The sequence below is a fragment of the Nocardia australiensis genome (genome assembly GCF_020733705.1).
GTDB classification, from domain to species: domain Bacteria; phylum Actinomycetota; class Actinomycetes; order Mycobacteriales; family Mycobacteriaceae; genus Nocardia; species Nocardia australiensis.
This window is the reverse complement of sequence record NZ_JAJFZM010000006.1, coordinates 1-16,643: the sequence shown is the minus strand read 5'-3', so window position 1 is coordinate 16,643 and position 16,643 is coordinate 1. Positions and strand designations below refer to the sequence as shown.

Genomic DNA, 16,643 nt, shown 5'->3' with positions numbered 1-16,643 from the left:
CTTGTCCATTGGCCTGCGCCATACTGGGTGGCGTGACTCACGCTGGGCGGCCGCGCGACTTCTTCATCAGTTATTCACCGGCTGATGAAAGGTGGGCCACCTGGCTCGCCTGGCAGCTCGAGACCGCCGGATATCGCACCCTGATCCAAGCCTGGGACTTCGTGCCCGGCACCAACTTCATCGATTTCATGGATCGCGGCGTGCGCGAATCGACGATCGTGCTCGTGGTGCTCTCGGAGAACTATCTCGGCTCGTATTACGGAACGATGGAGTGGCAGGCGGCGTTTCGCACCGATCCCGGCAAACTGATGCCGGTTCGCATAGCCGAATGCGCGCTGGAGGGTCTGCTGGCCACCATTACCTATCTGGACCTACTCGCGGCGCCGAGCGCAGAGGAGGCGCGCCGAATCCTGTTGGAACAGGTCGGACATCTGCTCGTCGGCCGTGCCAAACCATCCAACGAGCCCGAATTTCCGCGCGGCGGCCGGGCGCCCGCGCTGCCCGAACGCTTTGCGGACGAAGAACCCTCCGGCGCCGTCGAATCCGCGCTGAGCCGTCGCGTGCCGGTCTCGGCACCGGCCTTTCCCGGCGACGCGCACCGCGACGACCACCGCACCGGAATTTCCGTACTGCACGTGGCAGGCCCGCGTTTCGGACGTGGATTGCTCGCGCCGGACGAGCCGAGCACCGCACGCGAACTGCAGGCCCGGATCTGGGCGAACGTCACCCATCTGGTCGGGCAGGGCGTGCAGAAACCGGACCTGATCGTGGTGTCCGGTGATATGACCGATTCCGGCCGCCCGCGCGAGGTCGACGACGCACTGTCGTTCCTGAGTGGTATGCGGGTGCTGCTCGGGCTGGAGCCGGATCGGCTGATCGTGGTCCCCGGTAACCACGATGTCTCCAAAGCGGCTTGTCACGCATACTTTCTGGGTTGCGAGGCGCGCGAACGCAAACCACAGCCGCCGTACTTTCCGAAACTCGAGCAGTACGCGCGGATGTTCACCGAGCTGTATCAGGGCCTGGACAATCTCGTCTTCGATATCGGTCAGCCATGGACGCTGTACCCGATTCCCGAATTGCGAGTGGTGGTCGCCGGTTTGAACTCGACCATGGCGGCGACGCATCTACCCGAGGACGATTACGGCCATATCGGCGAACCCCAGGCCGCCTGGTTCGCCGAGCGGTTACGTGCGTTCGAGGACAATGGCTGGCTGCGCCTCGGAGTCGTCCGGCACGACCCGCTGCCCGGCTCCGGCGGTTCCGCGCACGATCCGGCCCTGCTGCATGACGCCGACATCCTCACCAGGCTGCTCGGTGGCAGGCTGAACGCACTGCTGCACGGCCCTGGTCCGGGCGGGCCGCACCTGGATCGGCTGGGCGGCACCCTGCCGGTGCTGCCCGCCACGGCGCCCGGCCACGACGAGATCATTCATTTCACGACCGAGGGTCTGGCGCGTTACAGCAGTCGCGACGCCGAACCCGGTCGGTCCGCCGCGCGCCTCGACCACGGGTGGCGTGGCGCCACCGCCGCGCTGGTGTCACCCAATGCGGCGTTGCCCTCGGGCACCGAACCCGAACTCAGCAGCCCGAACGAACCCGAGCTTCCCGAACCGGCGACCCCGGCCGTGGTCGACCCACACGGGCGGCTGCTGGAGCGGGTCGCCGAGGTGTGTGAAACCCGTTATCCCGGTGCGAAAGTCCGTCGCGTCGAGACCGATCCGCCGCACCTGTTGATCAGTCGCGAGTACGACGAGGTGATCGCCGTATGGCGAATCGGGGTCCATGTAGGTGATATGGGCAGACAGGTCGTGGAGGACTTCCTCGGCAATGATCCGGAGTACGGTTCAGAGCTCATCTATCGGGGTGCGCCCCCGCCGCGTTCGGTGCGCGATGAGGCTGCGAGTCACGGTCTGCGGGTCCGCAGCTTCACCGAATTCCAGGGCCTGCTCGACCTGGACGACTATCTCGCCGAGCAGGCCGCCCGATTGCGCACCGATCGGCGCTATCCGCCGGACCTCTATGTGCCGCAACGCTTCCGCGTCCTCGAACACGGCGATCAGCTGGTGCGCGACGATCTCGTCGGCGAGCTGTTGCGGGTGGTCTCCGCCGACCACGGCCGATTCGTGTTGCTGCTCGGCGATTTCGGGCGCGGCAAGACCTTCGCCCTACACGAACTGGCCCGGCGCATCTCCGAGACCATGCCCGCGCTCATCCCGATCCTCATCGAGCTGCGCGCGCTGGACAAAACCCATTCGGTGGACGGACTCGTCGCCGCGCACCTGGCCAATCACGGCGAGGACCGCATCGACCTGAAAGCGTTGCGCTACATGCTTCGTGAGGGGCGCGTGGTGCTTTTGTTCGACGGTTTCGACGAACTCGTCACCCGGACCAGCTACGACTTCGCCGCCGAGCACCTCGAAACGCTGCTGCAAGCCGCCGTCGGCAAGGCCAAGATCATCGTGGCCAGCCGCACCCAGCATTTCGCCTCCCGTGCTCAGGTATTGACCGCACTCGGCGAGCGGGTCGGGTTGCTGGAGGATCGGCAGATCGTCGGCATCGAAGAGTTCGCCCCCGCTCAGGTGCACGCGTTTCTTACCAATCGCTACGGTGGCGACGCCGGCCGCGCCGACGCGCGGATGCGGTTGATCACCGGTATCGAGGACCTGCTCGGACTGGCGCAGAATCCGCGAATGCTCGGTTTCATCGCCGATCTGGACGAGCACCGATTGCGAGCCGCTGCCGGTGCGCAGCAGGCGATCGGGCCCGCGGGGTTGTACCGGGAGATCCTTGAGTCCTGGTTGTCCTATGAGGCCGACCGCACCGCGGATGTCGCAGGCGCGATGCCCGGTCTGCGTCTACACGAATTGTGGCTTGCGGTCACCGCTTTCGCGTTGCGCATCTGGGAGACCGGTGAGCCGTATCTGCGGCAGTCCGAATTGACCGAGGTGGCACAGGGTTTGGTCGAGATGACCGGCTCGAACCGGATGTCGGTGCCGCAGTCGGCGCACGCCATCGGCTCCGGCAGCCTGCTGGTGCGCACCGAGGACAATCTGTTCGGCTTCATCCATACGTCGGTCACAGAATGGTTGGTGGCCAACTACATTGCCGACCATTTCCGTGCCGCGGATACGGCGCCCACGCAGCTCGCGCAGGCGCAGCTGTCGCAATTGTCGATCGACTTCCTGTGCGACCTGGCCGATATTCCAGCATTGCGTGGCTGGGCCGAGGACGTGCTCGCCGACCCGGCCGCCGATGAAGCCGCCCGAACCAACGCGATCCGGGTGACGACCCGGTTACGGACTGCGCCGACTGCGGATCTGCGGGGCGCCGGCCTGGCCGGTGAGGATCTGTCCTATCGCGACCTGGAGGGCGTGGATCTGACCGGCGCCGATCTCTCGGGCGCCCGCCTGGTCGGAACCAATCTCGACCGCGCGATCCTGCGTGGCGCCCGTTTGGTCGCCGCCCGGCTCGATGAGGCGAGTCTGGTGGGCGCCGACCTGAGTGATGCCGACTTCACTCGAGCGCGGCTGGTTCGCTCCGAACTGACCGGTGCGCGAGCTGCGGGCAGCGTATGGACCCGTGCCGCGCTCATCGACGTCACCGGTACCCCGTCGGGCACCGATCTGCACGGGGCGGCATGGGTGCCCGGCACGCTGGCCCGGACCGAATTCGCGCCTGCCGCAATCGGAGTCCGGCACGGCTTCCATGCCAAGCACGGCAGGCTCCCGCAGCCGATCGCCTACCACCCCGACGGCGGCACCCTGGCCATCGGCAGTGACGACGGTGGTGTGCTCATCTGTGACACCGAGACCGGACGCCCACTGCGCACCCTGCAAAACCATCGAGCGCGGACCTTCGCGGTGGCGTTCACCAGCACGGCCCTCATCACCGGGTCCGGCGATGGCACGGTTGGCATTTGGGACGCGGTGACCGGCGAGCTCCGCCGAACCCTGCATGGACACGACAACTGGCCGTGGCCGGTAGTGCTCAATCCCGCAGGCAATCTTCTCGCCACCGGCGACGCCGAAGGCGTGCTGCGACTGTGGTCGCTGCCCGATGGCGAGCTACGTCACGAATGTCGTCCCGGCGACGGTAGTCGAGAACTGATCTACAGCTTGGCATTTCACGGTATCCGGGTAGCGGCGTCCTATCGGGACGGTGCCGTGCGTCTGTGGGACGTCGAAACCGCTAGCGAGATCGGGCAATTCGCCGGTGCGGGCGGATCGGTGTTCCGGATCGCGTTCAGTCCCTCCGGTGCGGTGCTTGCCACCGGTGGCGTCGATGGCGCGCTGTCGCTGTGGGATGCGGCCACCGGACATAAGCTCCGAGACCTGCCCGGGCACACCGGACGCGTGTACACCGTGATCTTCCACCCCACCCTGCCCATCCTCGCCAGCGGCGATACAAATGGGGGACTGCGCCTCTGGGACACCGAGACCGGGGCGTTGCGGCAGGCGCCCGCCGAACATGCCAGCGCTATCTACTGGCTGGCCTTCGATCCTGCCGGGGATCTGCTCGCCTCCGGTGACAGCGCCGGGCTCATCTGCCTGCGCGAAACCACGACCGCGCAATTGCGGCATCGGCTGACCGCGCACACCGGATCGATCTGGCCCTTCGCCTTCCGTCCCGACGGCGGCCAGCTCGCTGTTACCGATGACCAATTCACCACCCGGCTGTGGGATCCCGTCACCGGAGTGTGCCGCCACACCCTCACCGGTCATGGCCGGCAGGTGCGGACGGTGTCGTTCAATGCCGACGGCACGCTGCTGGCCGGTTGCGGCAATGACGGTGTGGTGCGGATCTGGGATCCGCGCACCGGGCGGCTGGTCCGGCGGCTGGCAGGCAGCGATGACCGGCTGCTGACCTTCGAATCGGTGGTATTCGGTGCGGCACAACCGAATCAGCTCGGCACCGTCGGCAACGACGGCAGGCTGAGCCTGTTCAATCTCGACACCGACCTCTATGACCGCCACATCACCGTCGAATCCGCCCCGATCTGGGCGAGCGCCTTCGACCCCACCGGCGAATTCGTGGCCACCGCCAATGACGACGACACCGTCGTGGTGTGGACGCGCACCACCGGCGCCGTGCACGCCGTCTGCGGCGAACATCGCGGACGCGTGCGATCGATTGCCTTCAGTGCCGACGGCGCGCTCATGGCCACTGGCTGCGACGATTCCGTGGTGCGGCTGTGGGACGTGCAGACCGGTCAATTCCTGCGTGATCTGCGCGGACATACCGACCGCGTCTATGCCGTCGTCTTCCACGGCGACCGGTTGGCAAGCGTGTCGTGGGACACCAACGCCCGGATATGGAATATCGAATCCGGTGCCTGTCTGCACGAGCTGACCAGGCACACCGGGCGACTGTGGGCCGCCGCGATAGACACCCACTCCGGGACACTGGCGACCGGCGGCGACGACCTCGTAATCCGGCTGTGGGACATGGCATCCGGGCGCCACCTGCACACGCTGGAGGGCCACAAGCGTCGAGTGTGGTCTGTGAGCTTCGACCCCGCCGGCCGCCTGCTGGCCAGCGGCGGCGATGACGGCAACATCATCCTGTGGTCTCGACCCGAAGATGCCGATCCACTCGCCGCCCCACACGTCCACGCGACGTTGCTCGGACTTCCAGAAGGCTGGGCCGCCCTCGCCCCCGACGGCCGCTACAAATTCGAGGGCAACACCGCCGGGCAGTTCTGGCACGTCATCGGCATGTCGCGTTTCGAGTCGGGCGAACTCGACCCATACCTGCCGGAGGTGTACCAGCTACCCACGGACACGCCTTTCTGATGTCTGGGCGTGGCTTGTGCCCGGCTGCGACCGGAGGATCCCCGCGCGGGCACGACGGACTCGAAAATGCCAGCGTCCCAATGCATCACGGAGGATCCTCGGGCGTGCGAGGACGACACTTGCTGACCTGCGGTGTGCCGCTGGAAAAGCGCGATTTCTATCGGTCTGTTTTGCCGGATCTGGTCGCGTGTGTCGGTTTGGGGTGGTGCGGGGCCTTGTTTGGTGTTCGGCGGTTGGCTATCGGTGGGGTGGATAGCTCGCAGCGCAGGTTTGGTATATCGGTGCGGTCGGGCCTGGTGCATGGAGAAAAATACGAGATAAGGCGGGGTAGGCTCGGGACCCATGGCTGTCTACCTCGTCACGGGTGCCGCGGGATTCATTGGCGCGAATTATGTGCAATTCCTCCTCGCGCGGGAACCGCAGGTGCAAGTGGTTGCGGTGGATTACATCGGGTTTGCCGGGAACATGGCCAACCTGGATCCGGTGCTCGAGCGGATCACGTTTGAGAATGCTGATATCGCCGACCTAGAGTCGATGGAGGCGATCTATCGGCGGTGTCGACCCGATTTCGTCGTGAATTTCGCTGCTGAGTCGCACAATGACCGGGCGATCCTGGGTCCGTCGTCCTTCATGCGATCCAATGCTGTCGGAGCCCAGGTGATGGCAGAATGCAGTCGCCTCGTGCCGGTGAAATCTCACGTTCATGTGTCGACGATCGAGGTGTATGGGGAGCTCGCGGCGGGGGAGCGGTGGTTCACCGAGCGCAGCGCGTTGAACGCCAAGACCCCGTATAGTGCCGCGAAGGCCGCGGGCGATCAGATGGTGCGCGCCTACATGCAGACCTACCCCCAGCTGAATATTCGGATGACGCACTGCGCCAATAACTTCGGGCCTTATCAGCTGCCTGAGAAGCTGATTCCGTTGGCGGTGACCAATGTGCTGCGGGGTCGTAAGATCCCGGTGTACGGCGACGGGTTGCAGAGCCGGGATTGGCTGCATGTGATCGACCATTGCGAGGCGGTGCATCGTGTGCTGCACGCGGAGTTGGGGCCGACCCCGGCGGCCGCGGCGACCGATCCGGGGCTTTTGCCGATCTTCGATATCTCGGCTCGTCATGAGGTGACCAACCTCGAGATTGCCCGCCTGGTGGTGACTGAGCTGGGTCTGGATCCGGCCGAGTGGATCGAGCATGTACCCGACCGCCCGAACCATGATCGCCGCTATGTCATCAACCCGGAGAAGCTGGAAACTGAGCTGGGGTGGCGGCCGTCGCGTCGGTTCGAGCCGGAGATGGCCGAGACGGTTCGTTGGTATCGCGACAACCGCGACTGGTGGGAGGCGATCTTGGCTGACAAGGGTGAGTTGGGCGTCGACTGGAGCCAGCTCCCGGCCGGCACCAGCTAGCCGCGTCGCGTCAGACCATCCGTGCCCGCCTGCGATGTTGCGGCAACGAAGATGTGCGAGTGGCCATGACCGGGACCAGCCAGCCAGCCGGGCACGGTCGCGGGCCACCGGTGTGACGGGCACCGTTGTGCATTCACGCTGCTCCGAATCCCACTGATCGGTGGTGCTGGTCGAAACGGTCATGTCTGTGCCTCCCCAAACGTATAAGGGCACGCCGATACCGGACCGGCCGAACGAATCCGGTATCCGCCCAGCCGGTTTCGCCTACCTGAGATGAGGGGATCGCTTGTGCCCCGGCATCGGGTGCCGATCTCAGAGTCGGCTGATGCGATTGCGGCGACCAGGAGTTGATTCCGCAGTTACTCCGCAACTTGGTGTGGTCCACCACATTTAGGGCCCCAAGATCGGTTGAACAGGTGTAGCTTTCGATCCACTACGGCGGCACGAGCAGGGGTTGGAGCTGGGCCGACGATTGTTTACGAATGGACCGGGGTCGAGTCCAAAGCGCTACGCCGAGCGATGAACCTTTCGATCGAGCAGTTCGCGCAAAAGGTGCAGGTCGCGACGCGGACGGTCGACGGATGGAAGTCCCAGGGACTCAACGCGAATCTGCGGCCGTCAAGTAGACGCCTCCTGGACCAGACGCGCACCGCAGCACCCAAATGTGTCGCAGCGAGATTCGAGCGTGCACTTGGAGGCGGCCCGGGTCGTCCTGGCGAGCCCAATCCCGCACCGCACAGAACAGTTACGCTGGTCAATGGCACCGTTCCTCAGCCCTTACCGGCCGCGCTGGGGTGCTGATGAATCTGATCGATCCTACGGTCCGCTCCGGTTCGTAACGGTCTGCCAATGACGTTGCGACACCAGGTATTCGCCGATTTTTGGGGGTGCTCCGTGCGTCTCTGTTCGCATTCTTAATGCCGGCGTTTGTATGTCCAAAGTAAGAGCCAGTGCCGCGTCGGCGACCGCGTGGCCGGACACGCCAGCTATCAAACAGGTGTGCACCTTAACTTTCTTGCTGATAATATCGTCGGCATGATTAAGGAGCACGTGGAGCGGATCCGGACGGCGCTGTCGGACCTGTGCGAGCCGCTCCATGACACCTTCGCCTGGGCCGAGCAGACCCGTCGCGCCCGGTTGCCGGAGCTCATCGACTCCGAGTTCTACGGGTGGCATGCCACTCATACGATCCGCGCGTTGGCCCACCACAAGCTCCGGGAGGTGAAACCGGGGACTCTCGGTCCGTGGAGGTTGACCGGAAGGCACTCGCAGAACGGCGCGCTGTGGTTGACCGATAGCAACTATCGGGTCCAACTCCTGCACGCTCACGTGGACGACCACATTCCGCCTCCCGGCACCAACGCAGCACGTCAGGCCTACTACAACAATCCGCCATTGCCGTTTCAGCTGCCTTTGGGTGGGGAGCCGAACGATCGGCTGCTCGGAATCTGGCGAATAGACCCGGTGTCGGCGGCGCCTACCTTTCGGATCGTCCGTACGATTGGCCGGTGGAAATGGGGCGAAAGAGCCAAGGTCGACCTTGAGTTTGTGCTCCCCGAAACCGCCGAAGAGCTAACTGACCTGGAGTTCCAGCCCACTGATGAGGGGCTGGACCTGTGGATGCCCGAGGCGGAGGACGAGGAAGGTGGTGATGATGCTCCCGGCCTCTCCGGGTGAACGGATACGTGCGTTGCGTGAGCTATTCGGGTTCACGCAGAATCAACTTTCTGGGATGACTGGATTGGGCCAATCCTGGTTGTCCGACGTGGAAACCCAATCTCGGGATGCTACTGATGCCGAGTTGGAAATCATCGCGAAGGCGACTGGGACTCCATTGAGTTTTTTCCACGTTGAGTCAGGTTCTATCCCTTTGGATTCATTACGGTTTCGCAAGCTTGCTGGTGCAAGTAAAACCATGACCCGGCGTATCAATCGATGGTTCGGCGAAAGCTATCGAGTGTCAGATGGGTTGATCGCAGAGGGTAAGTATCCGATGGTCGATTTGCCATTCCTAACGCAGGAATCGGTGACCGATGATGAGATCAACGAACTGGCCGATCAGACTAGAGAAGCGTTGCGACTCGCGCCGGATGCGCCGATTCCGCATCTAACGCGTGCACTTGAGCGTGCCGGCATAGCAGTGGTGCCTATTGTTCCCCCTCAAATTGACGGTGACGAAGCACCCGTAGGAGGGGGGCACTTCGGAGCATCATATTGGGGCGGTCTGGGTGCAAGCGGCTTGATTGGGTTCTTCCCTGGCATCCACGGTGATCGGCAACGATTCACGATTGCGCACGAGGTCGGGCATATGGTTCTTCATGCCTACCGTCCGCGTGCTGCTGATCCGGAGGCCGAGGCGAATAAGTTTGCGACAGCACTGCTCGTACCAAGGTCACGCGCGGTGGAAGTTCTATCCGATGCAACGACTTTAACTGACTACGCGCGAATCAAGGCAACATGGGGAGTGTCCATACAAGCCCTAATAATGAGGGCGAGTGCGCTCGAACTTATCAATGAGACTCGTAAGAGGTCGCTGTTTGTTCAGTTGTCTGCCAAAGGCTGGCGAAAAGAAGAGCCAGTGCAGGTTGGTAACGAAAGCCCGTTGCTGTTATGGACTCTGCTCAGTCGACGTTTTGGGCCGAAGCCATACCGTTCTGCGGCCGATCCCTTGGCAATTCCTCCTGCGGTTCTTCGATCGTTTGTACCGACACCGCATGAGAATTCTGGGCGCAAGCAGCCTGGCGGATCGGTATACAAATTCGGTTCTAGTCCTAACTGAGCGAGATGCCTGCCACACGTGGAGCTTGGAGTTGACGACGTGGGCAATGGACCTGGTTGGGTGGTGGGCTGCGTGTACCGGGGCTGGCTTCCCTGCCTGCCCCAAAGGGCCTGCCGCTGGTGGAACGCTCGATCACCGCCGAACGGCTCGTCGCTGAGCTGGAGAAGGTGTTCGCCGCGGCTGGCAGTCCACCGAAGGTGCTGCGGTGCGACAACGGGCCGGAGATGATTTCTGTTGCGTTGCAACGATTCTGCGAAGAACGGGTTGGCATCATCTGCATTCCGCCCGGTACGCCGTGGAATAACGGCTACATCGAGTCGTTCAACCGGCGCCTGCGCGAGGAGTCCTTGAACCGTAACCACTGGACGAGCCTGCTTGAGGCCCGCGTCGTGATCGGAGACTTCAAGGACGATCGCAATCGGCGGCATCGCCATTCGGCGCTGAGCGATCGAACCCCGGCCGAGTACGCTGCCGCCCGCAGCCACACGCATCATCCTGTCGCCTGCGACATCAACTGAATCTGGACGAAAACAACCCGGACTCAATACCTGGTGGTCTCGTCATCGGGGACCGGCCAAACTCGCATATGAGCACCTGTGCGTGCTGCCGCGTCGGTTACGGCACGTCGAAGGTGTAGCGCGGCGCTAGCAGGAGGTGTGGTCGATGATCCAGTGGTGCTGGTGGCTGCGGGCTGGCTGCATGACCTTGGATACGCGCCGACCTTGATCCGGACCGGTTCCATCCAGTGAGTTGGCGGGTCTGGTACGCACACGCCAACTTGTCCATGCCCGCGCTGGACTGACTGACTACATCGAAAACAGTTGTTGCATAGGGGAACTCGTGAAACACTTCCGAAATGCGCGATCGCTCTCACGATAACCGGGAACCCGCCGACTAATGGTCGCGTTCGTCCTCACCCCCGATCCGCACCGCCGACCACATCTGGGCCTGGTCCAACCCACTGCCACCGACAGCGACCCCGGCTATCGCAATACTGTCGCCGAGGCCACCCACTCACCTGACCGAACCCCGTGGCGGCACTACCCGGCAATCGGCCCTGGGCGAAGGATGATTTTGCCGATGGGGGAGCGGCTTTCCACGAGTTGGTGGGCCAGGCCTGCTTGCTCGAGTGGAAGGACGGTTTCGACTACTGACTCGAGGCTGCCGGTGGCCGCGCGTCGCAGGGTCTCGGTGCGTGCGTGCGCGACGCGCGCCAGCCAGTCCGGGCCGGCGCAGCCGGTGAGGGTGAGGCCGCGGGTGATCAGATCCGTCGCGGTGACCTCGGCCGGTGCGCCCGAAAGCCAGCCGTAGCTGAGCATTCGGCCACGCACAGGTGTCATGGCGTCGAGCACCGCGGTGGCGGATGGTCCGCCGATCGAGTCGAACGTTACGTCGACCGTTGCGTCGCCGAGTGTTTCGCGCAATCGCTGCGGCCAGTGTGGATCGGTGTGATCGATGACCTCGTCGGCGCCGAGCTTGCGTGCCTGGGCCGCCTTCTGCGGGCCACCGGCGGTGGCGATGACCCGTGCCGCGCCGAACTCCTTCGCGAGCTGGGTCAATGCGCTGCCGACACCCGTCGCGGCCGCTTCTATCAGCACGGTCTCGGTGCCGGTGAGCGCGGCGGTGTGCAGCAGGGCGAGTGCCACCGAACCGTTCATCACGATTGCGGCCGCATCGTCCGACGACAGCCCGTCGGGGATCGGGGTGATGGAATCCGCTGGTACGCAGACGAATTCGGCGTATGCGCCGAAACCCGTTGTGGCAACGGCGACTCGTTGTCCGATGAGCCCGGCGTCGACATCGGGGCCGACCTCGGTAACCACCCCAGCAGCCTGGAAGCCGAACACCAGCGGTGGTTCGACGGCCAGCGGGAACTCGCCCGAACGCAACTTGGTCTCCGGAAAGAGCACCGGAATCGCCTCCGCGCGAATCACCAGTTCGCCCACGCCGGGGTGTGGTGTCGGCGCCTCCCGTGCGACCAGTACGTCGGGTCCGCCGACACCGGTCATTACGATTGCCTGCATAGCAACTCCTTAACTTGACTGTCGGTCCAGTTGTGTTCGCAACGATATTGACCGCTGGTCAAGTTGTCAATGAAGGTGGTGGAATGACCGACGCACGCCCGAAGGAACGGGCCGATGCGGCACGTAACCGGCGGGTGATACTGGACGCGACCGCCGCGTTGCTCGCCGAACACGGCGCCGACGCGCTCACTATGGACCGAGTCGCAGCGGCGGCGGGAGTCGGCAAGGGCACGATTTTCCATCGCTTCGGCAACCGCGCCGGGCTGCTGCACGAAATGATTGCCGAGAGCACCTTCGCCCTGATGGACGCGGTCCGCAGCGGGCCGCCACCATTGGGGCCCGGTGCGCCGGCCGATGCGCGGTTGCTGGCGTTTTTCGACGCGTTCGTGCGATTGCTGAGTGACAACATCGAGGTGACCGCCGCGTATCTGGCCGGGCCGCCACATCCGCGGGCCGCCGAAATCCACGACTACTGGGACGCGCACATCACCGCCCTGCTGCGTGAGGCGCGCCCGGATCTGGATGCGGAACTGGTCGGCAGGCTCCTGTTCGGGGCGCTGGGGGGCCCGCTGGTGCAGAACCTGGCCCGGGCGGGTGAAACCGATCGGCTTCTGACCGCTGTCCGCGAACTGGTCGAATCGGTCGTCAAGGATCGGTAGCCGTCAGCGGTCTCGCTGTTCGAAATGCGGTGGTGCTGTGTGTCGTTCGCGCATCGAAAGGCTTTCGCGAGCGACATGGCATGACGGGTACTTCCCGCAATCGCATGTTTACTCGGACCGGAGAGTTCACGTGACAGGGTGACCTCGGTACCGCGTCAGCACGCCGATTCGAGCCAGTTCGGCGGCATCGCGGTGTCGTTGTCTGGCGGTCTATTGCGCGCCGGGGACTACTGGTCCGGGCGGGAAATTCGGTTGCCCGGTGTCAGCGTTCGTGGTGTTCTGACTGGCGGGGATCGCGTGTGCTTGCCCGATTGCTGTGGGGTCTGGCGTATCAACGTCGGCCGGGCACCCTTGTCGTGATCGATCCGGAGCATCTGGACCCGAATCCGTTCGATGCGGCGCCCGCCGATCCGATCGTCGTGGTGCCCGTGGAACGGACGGTCCTCACCAGGGCCGCCGCCGCGGATCTGCGGCGCCGGATGCCGTTTCGAGAACGTTCGGAAGGAACCGTCCGCTGGCAGACCTTCGGCCTGCCGCAGGCGGTGGCCGAGTTGCGGGAGTGGCGCTCCCGCGCCCCCGGCGAACGGATCTGGCGTTTCGATGAATTGCCCGTTGGCACGCCGCGAGTCGACCGCATCGGTGGTCTGATCACGATTTTCGGTGGTCACCATCAATTGCGCAGTTGGGCAACTGATCTCGCTACGCTGGGTGACTACGCCTACCATGGCATGGACTACACATACCTCGATGAAGCCGACCGTAACGGCGAGGTGCAGATCTTCCGTCAGTATCGCCGCGAGGTGAACATCGCCCGCCGGGCTCGCGCCGAGGTGCTCGCAAGCGGCGTAGCGGGTGACCTCGACCGCGCGGTCTGGTCGCACGCCGCGACTGTTCGTCGTCGCCGTTTTCCGGCGGTCGGGCCGCCGACCGCCGCCGACTGATATTCGCGGCCAAGCTATTTCGACCGGCGGGTACGCGCGTCGGATTTCAGCTCCGGGATGATGAGAAGCCCAGTGATGCTGGGTCGCCGCGCTTCGATGCGCGAACCACTGCGGATGGCGGCGTGGATCTCGTCGATGGGCGGGCAGAGCGGCGTCAGCGCACGTTGCGCGGCCGGAACTGGATGCTGATTCGCGGTCCGGCGGGTTTGCGTGTTTTCGGGACCGCATGTTCCCAGGTGCGCTGGCACGTCCCGCCCATGACGAGCAGATCGCCATGTCCCACCTGATATCGCAGGCTCTCGCCGCCGCCGTGTGGCCGCAACATCAGGGTGCGGGGTGCGCCGACCGAGACGATGGCGACCATGGTGTCGTGGGTGGCGCCACGGCCGGAGGTGTCGCCGTGCCAGGCGACGCTGTCACGCCCATCGCGGTAATAGCAGAGTCCGGCAGTTCGGAAGGGCTCGCCGAGTTCATTCCGATAGTGCTTGCTCAACGCGTCACGGGCATCGTCGAGCACCGGTTCGGGGAGCGCGTCGCCCTCGTCGTAGAAGTGCAACAATCGCGGCACATCCACCACCCGGTCATACATCGGCCGCCGCTCGGCCTGCCACGGCACCCGGTCGGCCAATCTGTCGAACAGCGTGTCCGCGCCGACCAGCCAGCCGGGCTGGACGTCCACCCAGGCCCCGTGGCTCAATTCGGTGCGGCGCATCCCTCCGAGTGAGTCGAGGCGGGTATCCCCGAAACCGTCGAGTAATGAGCCCTGCAACCATGCCGTCACCCAGCCGACGATACTGCTATTCGAACATATGTGCACATAGTTGTTCGGCGAATCCTCACTTGGCGTCCCCATAGCACTCCACCACCGCCGTAGTAAATGGGAACCGCACGGGCGTCGGCCCGAAGGCGGCCCGGCCTGCGGTTTCTGCCGCGGTTGCGATCGCTGCGGCGACCGTTGCGGCCTCCGCTGCCGGGCAATGCACGATTACCTCGTCGTGCTGGAAGAAGACCAGTTCGGCGCGCAATCCCGCGCGGCTCATCGCGTGACGCAGGCCGGCCAGGACCAGAAGCGTCCAGTCGGCGGCGCTTCCCTGTACGACGAAGTTTCGGGTGAAGCGGCCACGTGCACGCGCCCTGGGGGTGCCGTATCCGCCGGAATACTCCTCCTCGTGGTCGGCCAGGTCAGCTGATGCGGCGGGTGTACAGGTGCGGCCGAACCACGTTCGCACCAGGCGCCCCTGCTCACCAGCACTGGCCGCATCGTCGACATACGCCACCGCGGCCGGATAGCGTCGGCGGAGTTCAGCCATATGGGTGAGCGCATCCCCGGAGGTCTGGCCATAAATTGCGCCGAGTAGCGCGACTTTGGCCTGTGCGCGATCGCCACCGAACGCGCGAACCGCCAGATCCGCGTACATGTCTTCGCCGCGGCCGGCCACCTCCATCAGCCCTGGATCACGGGAGATCGCGGCAAGCACTCGCGGCTCCATCTGGTCGGCGTCGGCGACCACCAGACACCATCCCGGGTCCGCGCGTATCGCTTGGCGGATCACTTTGGGTATCTGTAGGGCACCGCCGCCGTTGGTGGTCCAGCGACCGGTGACCGTGCCGCCTGGCACGTACTCGGGACGAAAGCGGCCATTGTGTACCCACTGTTCGAGCCAGGACCAGCCGTGGGCGGTGTACAGCCGATAGAGCGATTTGTAGGCCAGTAGTGGCGCTACCGCAGGGTGATCGATCTCCTGGAGTTCCCACTTTCGCGTGGAGGACAGCGAAATCCCGGCGCGTGCAAAGGCTTTGATGATGTCATTGGGCAGGTCGGGTCGGACTCGCACGCCTTGCCCGAATGCCCGCGACACTTCGTCGGCCAACTCCACCATCCGCCGTGGTTGCATCCCGCCCGAAATACGCTCACCCAGCACCCTGTCGAGCAATTCCCGGTGGACGTCCACACGCCACGGGATCCCGGCGCGCGACATCTCGGTGGCCACCAGCATGCCCGCCGATTCGGCGGCAAGCAGCAGCCGCATTCGCTCCGGATATTCGGTCTTTGCCGTACGGGCCACCTGTCCCGCATAGACCTCCAGCAGAGCGGTGAACTCGTCCGTGCCGGGTGGTAGCGGCACCGGGCCCGACTCGAACAGCGACGGCTGGGTCTCGGCGGCCCGCGCGGGCGCGTCCGGCGGGACAGGCAGGTTGCGCAGTCGCGCCCAGGCGGCCGCCAACGAGCGGGCCTGCCCCGACTGGCCCTCCTCATGGCCGATCAGCAGCGCCTCTGCGGCCTCCACGTCGTAGCAGCGCTCGACCCACACACCGGCCGCCAGCAACTGTCGATAGATCTCGGCAGTAGATCGCCACACCCACCGCTCGACCTCTGGGCGCGAGCGCACCGCCTCGGCGAGCGAGGACTCACACACCACGGCGCCCGCAGGCCGACCGTCCTGATCAAGTGGACACAGCCGCGCACCTCCCTCGCCCGTCTCCGCCACTGCCCATCTCATGTCCCAGAGTCTTACAGCGGGCACCGACATCACTATCGACCTCCGCCACCGTGGCGACTTCGCCGTGATACCTGGGCATCGCGTTCCGGCACGGTTATGGCTCGACCGAGGCCTTCGGACGTGCGTTCCGGGCAAGTCCATAGCGCCGGGCCAATTCGGTCAACGTGCAAACGCAACTGGCTTCCACGATGCCGCCTTCCTCGCGGTCAGCGCTGTCGTACACCGCAAATATCTCGACGTACCGCGCATCAGGCGCAAGCGGTATGGGGACTAGCTTGACGAAGAAGTTCCCTTCCCAGAAGTAGAAGTCGGCTTCCTCACCGCTGCGGGCAGCCCCGATCGCGGTACACAGCGACCCCAGAAACGGCAGCGGGTAGTCGGTCCAGCCGTGTTCGGGAAAGTCGTGGCCGTCGATGGTCCGCAGGTCGAACCGTATTCACATCTTGGCGACGATGTCTCGCGCGATATTCGCCGAGGCGATGCGGCATTGTTCGTCGGTGAGGGTCAGATCGCCCATCATCGCGATGCTCCAACTGATGG

General features: G+C 64.6%; 10 protein-coding genes. 7 read left to right on the top strand and 3 right to left on the bottom strand.

Annotated elements, in window-relative coordinates; genetic code table 11:
- The first annotated feature begins 32 nt into the window (after positions 1-32).
- From LKE06_RS23535 to LKE06_RS23515, 5 genes are all read left to right on the top strand, one after another.
- Entirely contained in the window at positions 33-5,795 is a 5,763-nt protein-coding gene (locus tag LKE06_RS23535; protein WP_228001547.1) for a WD40 domain-containing protein, read from the top strand.
- 342 nt (positions 5,796-6,137) lie between these two features.
- Positions 6,138-7,199 carry a dTDP-glucose 4,6-dehydratase gene (locus tag LKE06_RS23530; RefSeq protein ID WP_228001546.1) on the top strand — a complete coding sequence of 354 codons (1,062 nt, stop codon included), beginning with the start codon at positions 6,138-6,140 and terminating at the stop codon, positions 7,197-7,199.
- 969 nt (positions 7,200-8,168) lie between these two features.
- On the top strand, positions 8,169-8,876 hold the full coding sequence (locus LKE06_RS23525; protein WP_228001545.1) for a hypothetical protein: 708 nt from the start codon (positions 8,169-8,171) through the stop codon (positions 8,874-8,876).
- Positions 8,851-9,978 carry an XRE family transcriptional regulator gene (locus LKE06_RS23520; protein WP_228001699.1) on the top strand — a complete coding sequence of 376 codons (1,128 nt, stop codon included), beginning with the start codon at positions 8,851-8,853 and terminating at the stop codon, positions 9,976-9,978. The genes LKE06_RS23525 and LKE06_RS23520 overlap by 26 nt, the downstream gene beginning before the upstream one ends.
- A 119-nt stretch (positions 9,979-10,097) precedes the next feature.
- Positions 10,098-10,496 carry an integrase core domain-containing protein gene (locus LKE06_RS23515; protein ID WP_228001544.1) on the top strand — a complete coding sequence of 133 codons (399 nt, stop codon included), beginning with the start codon at positions 10,098-10,100 and terminating at the stop codon, positions 10,494-10,496.
- Positions 10,497-11,018: 522 nt separating this feature from the next.
- Here LKE06_RS23515 and LKE06_RS23510 read toward each other — a convergent pair.
- Positions 11,019-12,002, bottom strand: coding sequence for a quinone oxidoreductase family protein (locus LKE06_RS23510; RefSeq protein ID WP_228001543.1), 984 nt, complete (start codon positions 12,000-12,002; stop codon positions 11,019-11,021).
- Positions 12,003-12,085: 83 nt separating this feature from the next.
- On the opposite strand from LKE06_RS23510, the gene LKE06_RS23505 reads away from it, so the two are divergent.
- Together LKE06_RS23505 and LKE06_RS23500 are read left to right on the top strand one after the other, a co-directional pair.
- A complete protein-coding gene (locus LKE06_RS23505; protein ID WP_228001542.1) occupies positions 12,086-12,661 on the top strand; it encodes a TetR/AcrR family transcriptional regulator in 576 nt (191 codons plus the stop codon).
- 299 nt (positions 12,662-12,960) lie between these two features.
- Positions 12,961-13,602, top strand: a complete 642-nt coding sequence (locus LKE06_RS23500; protein WP_228001541.1) for a hypothetical protein — start codon at positions 12,961-12,963, stop codon at positions 13,600-13,602.
- A 154-nt stretch (positions 13,603-13,756) separates the two neighbouring features.
- On the opposite strand, the gene LKE06_RS23495 is transcribed toward LKE06_RS23500, so the two are convergent.
- Together LKE06_RS23495 and LKE06_RS23490 are read right to left on the bottom strand one after the other, a co-directional pair.
- Complete coding sequence (locus LKE06_RS23495; RefSeq protein WP_372477420.1) at positions 13,757-14,383, bottom strand: alpha-ketoglutarate-dependent dioxygenase AlkB; 627 nt, start codon at positions 14,381-14,383, stop codon at positions 13,757-13,759.
- A gap of 55 nt (positions 14,384-14,438) precedes the next feature.
- Positions 14,439-16,103 carry a bifunctional 3'-5' exonuclease/DNA polymerase gene (locus LKE06_RS23490; protein ID WP_228001540.1) on the bottom strand — a complete coding sequence of 555 codons (1,665 nt, stop codon included), beginning with the start codon at positions 16,101-16,103 and terminating at the stop codon, positions 14,439-14,441.
- Positions 16,104-16,643: the final 540 nt, after the last annotated feature.

What these genes read in the sequence shown, in the direction of transcription:
- LKE06_RS23530 (WP_228001546.1), top strand. Translation starts at nt 6,138, where the DNA reads ATGGCTGTCTACCTCGTCACGGGTGCCGCGGGATTCATTGGCGCGAAT.
- LKE06_RS23520 (WP_228001699.1), top strand. Translation starts at nt 8,851, where the DNA reads ATGATGCTCCCGGCCTCTCCGGGTGAACGGATACGTGCGTTGCGTGAG.
- LKE06_RS23510 (WP_228001543.1), bottom strand. Translation starts at nt 12,002, where the DNA reads ATGCAGGCAATCGTAATGACCGGTGTCGGCGGACCCGACGTACTGGTC.
- LKE06_RS23505 (WP_228001542.1), top strand. Translation starts at nt 12,086, where the DNA reads ATGACCGACGCACGCCCGAAGGAACGGGCCGATGCGGCACGTAACCGG.
- LKE06_RS23490 (WP_228001540.1), bottom strand. Translation starts at nt 16,103, where the DNA reads ATGAGATGGGCAGTGGCGGAGACGGGCGAGGGAGGTGCGCGGCTGTGT.